6 protein-coding genes are annotated in these 8,864 nt (G+C 73.0%); 4 read left to right on the forward strand and 2 right to left on the reverse strand.

The genetic code is table 11. From position 1 onward, the window contains the following. Positions 1–2,671, forward strand: a 2,671-nt coding sequence (locus tag BI06_RS50930) for a polynucleotide kinase-phosphatase (protein WP_043470063.1), incomplete at its 5' end; no start/stop codon positions are given. Positions 2,672–2,823: 152 nt separating this feature from the next. After that, positions 2,824–3,825: an ornithine carbamoyltransferase gene (gene argF, locus BI06_RS19450; protein ID WP_043470065.1), complete on the forward strand. Its 1,002-nt coding sequence runs from the start codon at positions 2,824–2,826 to the stop codon at positions 3,823–3,825. Positions 3,826–3,857: 32 nt separating this feature from the next. Here argF and BI06_RS19455 read toward each other — a convergent pair whose 3' ends face one another. Both BI06_RS19455 and BI06_RS19460 read right to left on the reverse strand, forming a co-directional pair. Continuing rightward, entirely contained in the window at positions 3,858–4,409 is a 552-nt protein-coding gene (locus tag BI06_RS19455) for a hypothetical protein (protein WP_043470068.1), read from the reverse strand. A 158-nt stretch (positions 4,410–4,567) separates the two neighbouring features. Next, complete coding sequence (locus tag BI06_RS19460; protein WP_030397377.1) at positions 4,568–4,975, reverse strand: type II toxin-antitoxin system VapC family toxin; 408 nt, start codon at positions 4,973–4,975, stop codon at positions 4,568–4,570. A gap of 405 nt (positions 4,976–5,380) precedes the next feature. On the opposite strand from BI06_RS19460, the gene acnA reads away from it, so the two are divergent. Beyond that, positions 5,381–8,029: an aconitate hydratase AcnA gene (gene acnA / locus BI06_RS19465; protein WP_030397378.1), complete on the forward strand. Its 2,649-nt coding sequence runs from the start codon at positions 5,381–5,383 to the stop codon at positions 8,027–8,029. Positions 8,030–8,254: 225 nt separating this feature from the next. Beyond that, the coding region (locus BI06_RS19470) for a glycosyl hydrolase family 18 protein (protein WP_233290225.1) at positions 8,255–8,864 on the forward strand (610 nt) is incomplete at its 3' end.

The following is an 8,864-nucleotide window of genomic DNA, read 5'->3' on the forward strand; positions in this document are numbered from 1 at the left end:
CGCCCCCCACCCCGTCCTCCCCCTGACCGAGGGCTCCCTCGTCCTCCTCGTCGGTACCAGCGCCGCAGGCAAGTCGACCTTCGCCCGCCGCCACTTCCGCCCCACCGAAATGGTCTCCTCCGACACCTGCCGCGCCCTGGTGGGCGACGACGAGAACGACCAGTCCGTCACCGCGGACGCCTTCGAGCTGCTGCACTTCCTGGTCGGCAAGCGCCTGGCGGCCGGCCGGCTGACCGTCGTGGACGCCACCAATGTGCAGGCGGACGCCCGCAAGCAGCTGCTCGCCGTCGCCCGGGAGCACGACGCGCGGGCGGAGGCGATCGTGCTCGACGTCCCGCCTGGCGTGTGCGCCGAGCGCAACCGCACCCGTCCGGACCGCGAGCTCCCGGCGTTCGTGATCCCGCGCCAGCACCGGGACCTGCGCGCCTCCCTCCCCGGCCTGGCCAAGGAGGGCTTCCGCCGGGTGCATGTGCTGCGCGGGGCGGCCGAGGTGACGGCCGCCGAGGTGGTGCTGGAGCGCCGGCGCGCCGATCTGCGCCATCTGACCGGCCCGTTCGACCTGGTCGGCGATGTGCACGGGTGCCGGTCCGAACTGGAGACGCTGCTGGACCGGCTCGGCTACCGGCTGGTGCGGGACGCGGCGGGCCGCCCGGTGGACGCGGTGCCGCCGGCGGGGCGGACGGCGGTGTTCGTCGGCGACCTGGTCGACCGGGGTCCGGACACCCCGGGCGTGCTGCGCCTGGTGATGGGCATGGTGGCGGCGGGTCACGCGCTCTGCGTGTCGGGCAACCACGAGCTGAAGGTGGCCCGCGCCCTGGACGGCGACCGGGTGACCCTCTCCTACGGGCTGCGGGAGTCGATGGAGCAGCTGGGGGCGGAGCCGGCGGATTTCCGGGCCGAGGTGCGGGAGTTCGTGCGGGGCCTGGCCGACCACTACCTGCTGGACGGCGGCGCCCTGGTGGTCTGCCACGCGGGGTTGCCGGAGCGGTACCACGGCCGTTCCTCGGGGCGGGTGCGGTCGCACGCGCTGTACGGCGGCACCACGGGGGAGACGGACGACTACGGCCTGCCGGTGCGTCAGGCCTGGGCCGAGGAGTACCGGGGGCGGCCGCTGGTGGTCTACGGGCACACGCCGCTGCCGGTGGCGAGTTTCCTGCACAACACGGTGTGCCTGGACACCGGTTGCGTCTTCGGCGGCGCGCTGACGGCGTTGCGGTACCCGGAGCGCGAGCTGGTGCGGGTGGAGGCGGAGCGCCGGTGGTACGAGCCGGTCCGGCCGCTGCTGAGCGGCGCGCCGGGCGGCCGGGAGGGGCGTCCGCTGGACGTGGCGGACGTGGCGGGCCCGCGCACGGTGGAGACGGCGCTGCACGGGACGGTGGCGGTGCGGCCGGAGAACGCCGCCGCGGCGCTGGAGACGGTGGGGCGGGCCGCGGTCGATCCCCGGCTGCTGGTGTACCTGCCGCCGTCGGTGCCGCCGGTGGCGGCCGGGCGCCGGCCGGGTTTCGCGGAGCATCCGGACGAGGCGTTCGCCGGGTACCGGGCGGACGGGGTCGGGCGGGTGCTGTGCGCGGAGCTGCTGCCGGGGCCGCGCGCGGTGGTGCTGGTGGCGCGGGACGACGCGGCGCTGGCGCGGCGGTTCGGTCCGGCGGGTCCGGGGGCGGTCTGGTCGCGGACCGGCGGGGCGTTGTTCGGGCCGGCGCAGGAGGCGGAGCTGCTGGCCCGGCTGCGGGCGGCGGCGGAACGGTCGGGGCTGTTCGAGGAGCTGGGGAGCGGCTGGCTGCTGCTGGACGCCGCCCTGACGGGGCAACCCGCAGCTGCCGCCGCCGTCGGCCAGGGCCTCGCGGTGTCCCCGTCGGCGTCCTGGCAGGACCGGAACGCGGCGGTGGTGGCCTCGGCGGGGGCGCTGCTGCCGCCGGTGCTGGCCGCGTTGGAACGGGCCGAGGCCCGGGGGTTGGATGTCGCCGGGCTGCTGGAACGGCAGCGCGGCCGGGCGGCGGACCTGCGGGACTTCGCCGCTGCGCACCGGCGGGCCGCGGCGCCGGGGCGTGCGCTGCTCGCTCCGTTCCGGTTGCTGGCCGCCGAGGGGGCGAATCTCGCGACCGGCCCCGAGCACGAGCACCTGGCCCGGATCGACCGCCTGGTCGACGCCGACCGGACGACCCCGGCCGACCGGACGACCCCGACCGACGGCACGGCGCCCGCCGACGGCACCACCCCCGCCGACGGCACCGCCCCGGCTCCCGTCCTCCACCGCACGGCCCGCCGCTGGGTGGACACCGCGGACGAGGCGTCCACGGCCGCCGCCGTCGCCTGGTGGGAGGAGCTGACGGCGGCGGGCGGCGCGGGCATCGTGGTCCGTCCGCCGGTGTCGCCGACGCGGACGGCGCCGGGGGAGGGCCGCCCGGGCGGGCTGGTGCAGCCGGCGGTGCAGGTCAGGGGTCGCGAGTGGCTGAGGCTGCTCCAGGGCCCGGACCGCCAGGACCGCCCGGAGCACCCGGCCCGGCCGTCCGGCGGCGTGCTCGGTCTGCGGCGCTCGCTGGCGCTGCGCGAGTACGCCCTGGGGCTGGAGGCCCTGGACCGGCTGGCCGCCGGGGAGCCGCTGTGGCGGGTGCACCAGGCGGTGTTCGCGGTCCTCGCCCTGGAGTCCGACCCGGCGGACCCGCGACCGTGAGCGGGCAGCGGGCGGGCAGCGGGCAGCGGGCAGGCAGGCGTCGGGTGGCCGGCCGGCAGGGGTATCAGTGCATACAAATTCTGAGCATCGTATAGACTTGCCGCTTTCCACTCGCCCGCCCGTCACCGTCACCGTCATCACAGGAGCCCGGCATGGCGTACAACCTCCGGAACAGACACTTCCTCAAGGAGCTCGACTTCACCCCCCAGGAGTTCCGCTTCCTGGTGGACCTCGCCGCCACCCTCAAGGCGGCGAAGTACGCGGGGACCGAGCAGCCCCGGCTGCGCGGCAAGAACATCGCGCTGATCTTCGAGAAGACCTCCACCCGGACCCGCTGCGCCTTCGAGGTGGCCGCGCACGACCAGGGCGCCACCACCACCTACCTGGACCCGGCCGGTTCGCAGATCGGGCACAAGGAGTCGATCAAGGACACCGCCCGGGTGCTCGGCCGGATGTTCGACGGCATCGAGTACCGGGGGCACGGGCAGGCGATCGTCGAGGAGCTGGCCGCGCACGCGGGGGTGCCGGTCTGGAACGGCCTCACCGACGAGTGGCACCCCACCCAGATGCTGGCCGACGTGCTCACGGTCACCGAGCACACCGCCAAGCCGCTCACCGAGGTGACGCTCGCCTACCTCGGCGACGCCCGTTCCAACATGGGCAACTCGCTGCTGGTGACCGGCGCGCTGCTCGGCATGGACATCCGGATCGTCGCGCCGCGCGCGCTGTGGCCGGACGAGGAGGTGCGCAAGGCCGCGGAGTCGCTGGCCGGGGACACCGGGGCCCGGATCACCCTCACCGAGGACGTCGCCGAGGGTGTCGCGGGCGCCGACTTCCTCTACACCGACGTGTGGGTGTCGATGGGTGAGCCCAAGGAGGTCTGGGCCGAGCGGATCGCGCTGCTCAGGCCGTACCAGGTGTCGATGGACACGGTGCGGGCGACCGGCAATCCGCAGGTGAAGTTCCTGCACTGCCTGCCGGCCTTCCATGACCTGGGCACGGTGCTCGGCCGGCAGCTGTTCGAGGAGACCGGCATGGCCGAACTGGAGTGCACCGACGAACTGTTCGAGTCGGCGCACTCCGTGGTCTTCGACCAGGCCGAGAACCGGCTGCACACCATCAAGGCCGTCCTCGTCGCGACCCTCGGCAGCTGAGGCTGCCCCCGGACGGCCGAGGGCCCGTCCCGCTACAGTCCCTCGCCGTCCAGCCCCTCCAGGTTGACGCAGGCGGCCCGCTCGGCGGCGGCGTGCGCGCCGGTCGGGGTGCCCGCGTGCAGGACCAGGGAGCGGGCCTCGCCCGGTCGGGGCCGCCAGGCCACCGAGGTGGCGGCGGTGCCCTCGCCCCGCTCGTCGGTGCGCAGGGCGAGCCGCAGTTCGTTGCGGTCGTTGGCGTAGGCGGGGTCGGTGGACGGGCTGACCGGGTCCACCGCGTCCTGGTAGTGCGGGCCGGACGCGGCCGGATCGGCCCCGCAGAGCCCGGTGTGCAGGTGCACCGGGAACTCGTGGTCGGCGGCGACCCCGGACACGCTCATGGTCAGGATCGTGCGGCCGGGCACCGAGCGGTCGACGATCACCCGTACGTGCGAGCCGAACGGCACCAGGTCCGGCGCGTGGCTGATCGCGGTCGGCGGCAGGAAGGCGGTGGCCGGGTCGAAGTCGGCCTCGGTGACCGAGACCGGCGAGGCGGCGGGGGCCAGCAGGGCGAGCGGGAGCAGGGCGGCGGCGAGCGGAGCGGGCATCGGCGGACCTCTTCGGGTGGGGGCGCGCGCACCCTGGTCGGGGCGCGGCGGACCTGATACCCCGTTCAACGGTCCGCGGGCACCCCGGACACGCCCGCCCGCCCCACCTGCCTCCGGCCGACCCGCCTGACCCACCCGTCCCGCGCGAGCAGCCCGCGTCAGCCGCCGGACCGGCCGATGCCCCGGATCTCGCACCGGGGCCCGCTGGCCCGCATCAGTCGCAGGTCGGCCGTCACCAGTGGCGCGCCGACCAGCTCCGCCACCGCCACGTACGCGGCGTCGTCCGGGGTGAGGTTGTCCTTGAGTTCCCAGATCCGCCCGAGCAGCGGCTCGACCGGGACCTTGCGGATCGCCAGCCCGGGCAGTTCGGCGGCGAGCTCGCCGACCCGTGCGGCGTCGAGTTCGCGGGCCAGGTAGAGGCCGCGCAGGGACTGCATCACCTCGATGACGATGTGCTCGGGCGCGACCCACTCCCCGTCCGCGGCCAGTTCGGCGCGGGCGGCGGTGCCCCGCTCGCCCTCGTCGGCCAGTGCGAGCACCAGCGCGGACGCGTCCACCACGATCATCGGTCGGCCCCCGGCCCGTTCGGCTTGTCGGTCTCCGGCCACGCTACCGGGGCGTTCGGGGCGGGCGCGGTACGGGCCCGCGGCGGGTCACGGCGGCGGTCACCGGTGCTCCCGGCGGCAGCCGCGGCACCGGTCCGCAGGCCGCCGGATCCGTGGTACCCGGGGGCGCGTGGCGCGCGCCCGGGAGGAGGGGGCAGGCTGGACGTGGTGCCGACGTGGCGGACGCGGCGCCATGCACTATGGTTTATCTCGACATCGAGATAACTCCGCCTTAAGATATATCTCGACATCAAGATACTTGCCGAGAGGCGCTCACCGGCGGTGCGGGCAAGGTAAGCCTAAGTAAGGCTGACCTTACCACCGTGGCGGCCGGATACCGCACGAAGCACCTAGAAGGAGTCAGTCGTGTCCGCGAACAGCTTCGACGCCCGCAGCTCGCTGCAGGTGGGCGACGAGTCGTACGAGATCTTCAAGCTCTCCGCCGTCGAGGGGTCCGAGCGGCTGCCCTACAGCCTCAAGGTGCTGCTGGAGAACCTGCTCCGCACCGAGGACGGCGCCAACATCACCGCCGACCACATCCGGGCCCTCGGCGGCTGGGACGCCGACGCCCAGCCGAGCCAGGAGATCCAGTTCACGCCGGCCCGCGTGATCATGCAGGACTTCACCGGCGTGCCGTGCGTGGTCGACCTCGCCACCATGCGTGAGGCCGTCAAGGAGCTGGGCGGCGACCCGGCCAAGATCAACCCGCTGGCCCCGGCCGAGCTGGTCATCGACCACTCCGTCATCGCGGACAAGTTCGGCACCCCGGACGCCTTCGTCCAGAACGTCGAGATCGAGTACGGCCGCAACAAGGAGCGCTACCAGTTCCTGCGCTGGGGCCAGACCGCCTTCGACGAGTTCAAGGTCGTCCCGCCGGGCACCGGCATCGTCCACCAGGTGAACATCGAGCACCTGGCCCGCACCGTCATGGTCCGCGGCGGCCAGGCCTACCCGGACACCTGCGTCGGCACCGACTCGCACACCACCATGGTCAACGGCCTGGGCGTGCTGGGCTGGGGCGTCGGCGGCATCGAGGCCGAGGCCGCGATGCTCGGCCAGCCGGTCTCCATGCTGATCCCGCGCGTCGTCGGCTTCAAGCTGACCGGCGAGCTGCCGGCCGGCACCACCGCCACCGACCTGGTGCTCACCATCACCGAGATGCTGCGCAAGCACGGTGTGGTCGGCAAGTTCGTCGAGTTCTACGGCGACGGCATCGGCTCGATCCCGCTGGCCAACCGCGCCACCATCGGCAACATGTCGCCGGAGTTCGGCTCGACCTGCGCGATCTTCCCGATCGACGCCGAGACCATCAACTACCTGAAGCTCACCGGCCGCGACGCGCAGCAGCTCGCCCTGGTCGAGGCGTACGCCAAGGAGCAGGGCCTCTGGCACGACCCGTCGGTCGAGCCGGTCTACTCCGAGTACCTCGAGCTGGACGTCTCCACCGTCGTCCCGTCGATCTCCGGCCCGAAGCGCCCCCAGGACCGCGTGATCCTGGCCGAGGCCGCCGCGAAGTTCGCCGAGGCGCTGCCGACCTACTCCGCCGAGGCCTCGAAGCCGACCGCCGTCACCGCCCCCGACGGCTCGACCTACGAGATCGACAACGGCGCGGTCGTGATCGCCTCGATCACCTCCTGCACCAACACCTCCAACCCCTCCGTCATGCTGGGCGCCGCCCTGCTGGCGAAGAAGGCCGTGGAGAAGGGGCTGACGGTCAAGCCCTGGGTCAAGACCACCCTGGCGCCCGGCTCCAAGGTCGTCATGGACTACTACGAGAAGGCCGGCCTGCTCCCGTACATGGAGAAGCTGGGCTTCAACCTGGTGGGCTACGGCTGCGTCACCTGCATCGGCAACTCGGGCCCGCTGCCCGAGGAGGTCTCGGCCGCCGTCAACGAGGCCGACCTCGCGGTCGTCTCGGTGCTCTCCGGCAACCGCAACTTCGAGGGCCGGATCAACCCGGACGTCAAGATGAACTACCTGGCCTCCCCGCCGCTGGTGGTCGCCTACGCCCTCGCCGGCAACATGAACATCGACATCACCCGTGACGCCCTGGGCCAGGACGCCGACGGCAACGACGTCTTCCTCGCCGACATCTGGCCGTCCGAGCAGGAGGTCGCCGACACCGTCGCCGGCTCCATCGACGAGGCCATGTTCGACAAGGGCTACCAGGACGTCTTCGCCGGCGACCACCGCTGGCAGTCGCTCCCGGTCCCGACCGGCAACACCTTCGAGTGGGACGCCGAGTCCACCTACGTCCGCAAGCCCCCGTACTTCGAGGGCATGGCCAAGACCCCGAGCCCGGTGAACGACATCGCCGGCGCCCGCGTCCTGGCCAAGCTGGGCGACTCGGTCACCACCGACCACATCTCCCCGGCCGGCAACATCAAGCCGGGCACCCCGGCGGCGCAGTACCTGACCGCCAACGGTGTCGAGAAGCGTGACTTCAACTCCTACGGCTCGCGCCGGGGCAACCACGAGGTCATGATCCGCGGCACCTTCGCCAACATCCGCCTGCGCAACCAGATCGCGCCGGGCACCGAGGGCGGCTACACCCGCGACTTCACCCAGGCCGACGCGCCGGTGTCGTTCATCTACGACGCCTCGCAGAACTACCAGGCCGCCGGCACCCCGCTGGTCGTCCTGGCCGGCAAGGAGTACGGCTCCGGCTCGTCCCGCGACTGGGCCGCCAAGGGCACCGCGCTGCTCGGCGTCAAGGCCGTCATCGCCGAGTCCTACGAGCGCATCCACCGCTCGAACCTGATCGGCATGGGCGTCCTCCCGCTGCAGTTCCCGGAGGGCGAGAACGCCGACTCGCTGGGCCTGACCGGCGAGGAGACCTTCTCCTTCACCGGTGTGACCGAGCTCAACGAGGGCCGCACCCCGAAGACCGTCCGGGTCGTCGCCGGTGACAAGGAGTTCGACGCGGTCGTCCGCATCGACACCCCCGGTGAGGCGGACTACTACCGCAACGGCGGCATCCTGCAGTACGTGCTGCGCAGCCTGATCAACGGCTGACCACCCGGCAGCACCCGCACGGCCTGAGAGGGGCCGGACCGCGTTCGCGCGGCCCGGCCCCTTTCGCGTACCGCCCTCTCGCGTGTGTCGCCTTCCGGCGGGCCGCCCTTTTTGCATGCTGCACCGTCCGGATCCGTCCCCTTGTGCGGCCCGGGCGCAATGGACTAAACCTCTTTGTCATTCTGGTCCAGACCATTTGACGACGCCTCAGAGGACAGGTCAGGTATGCCCACACGTGCCTCCGCCATGCTCGCCGCCGCCACCGTCGCCGCACTGCTGACCACCACCACCGCCACCGCGACCGCCGCCGAGGCCCTCCACGGCCCGAGGCTGGAGGGCCAGCGGGTCGGCTACTTCACCCAGTGGGGCGCGGACAGCTCCGCGAAGCGCGTCCAGGAGACGGGGCAGGCCGGCCGACTCACCGTGATCAACTACGCCTTCGGCAACGTCTCCGCCGACGGCACCTGCTTCGAGACCAACGACGCCGGCCAGGGCGACGCCCACAACGACTACCAGCGGGCGTTCTCCGCCGCCGACTCGGTGGACGGCGTGGCCGACGCCCCCGGCCAGCGGCTCAAGGGCCACTTCAACCAGCTGCGCAAGCTGAAGGCGAAGAACCCCCGGCTCAGGACCGTGATCTCGCTGGGCGGCTGGAGCTGGTCCAAGTACTTCTCGGACGCCGCCGCCACCGACGAGGCCCGCAGGAAGTTCGTCTCCTCCTGCCTCGACCTCTACCTCAAGGGCGACCTGCCGCGGCTCGCCGGCTCCCCGGAGGGCGGCCCCGGCGCGGCCGCCGGGGTCTTCGACGGCATCGACCTCGACTGGGAGTACCCGG

It is taken from the genome of Kitasatospora sp. MBT66, assembly GCF_000710405.2.
Lineage (GTDB): Bacteria > Actinomycetota > Actinomycetes > Streptomycetales > Streptomycetaceae > Kitasatospora > Kitasatospora purpeofusca.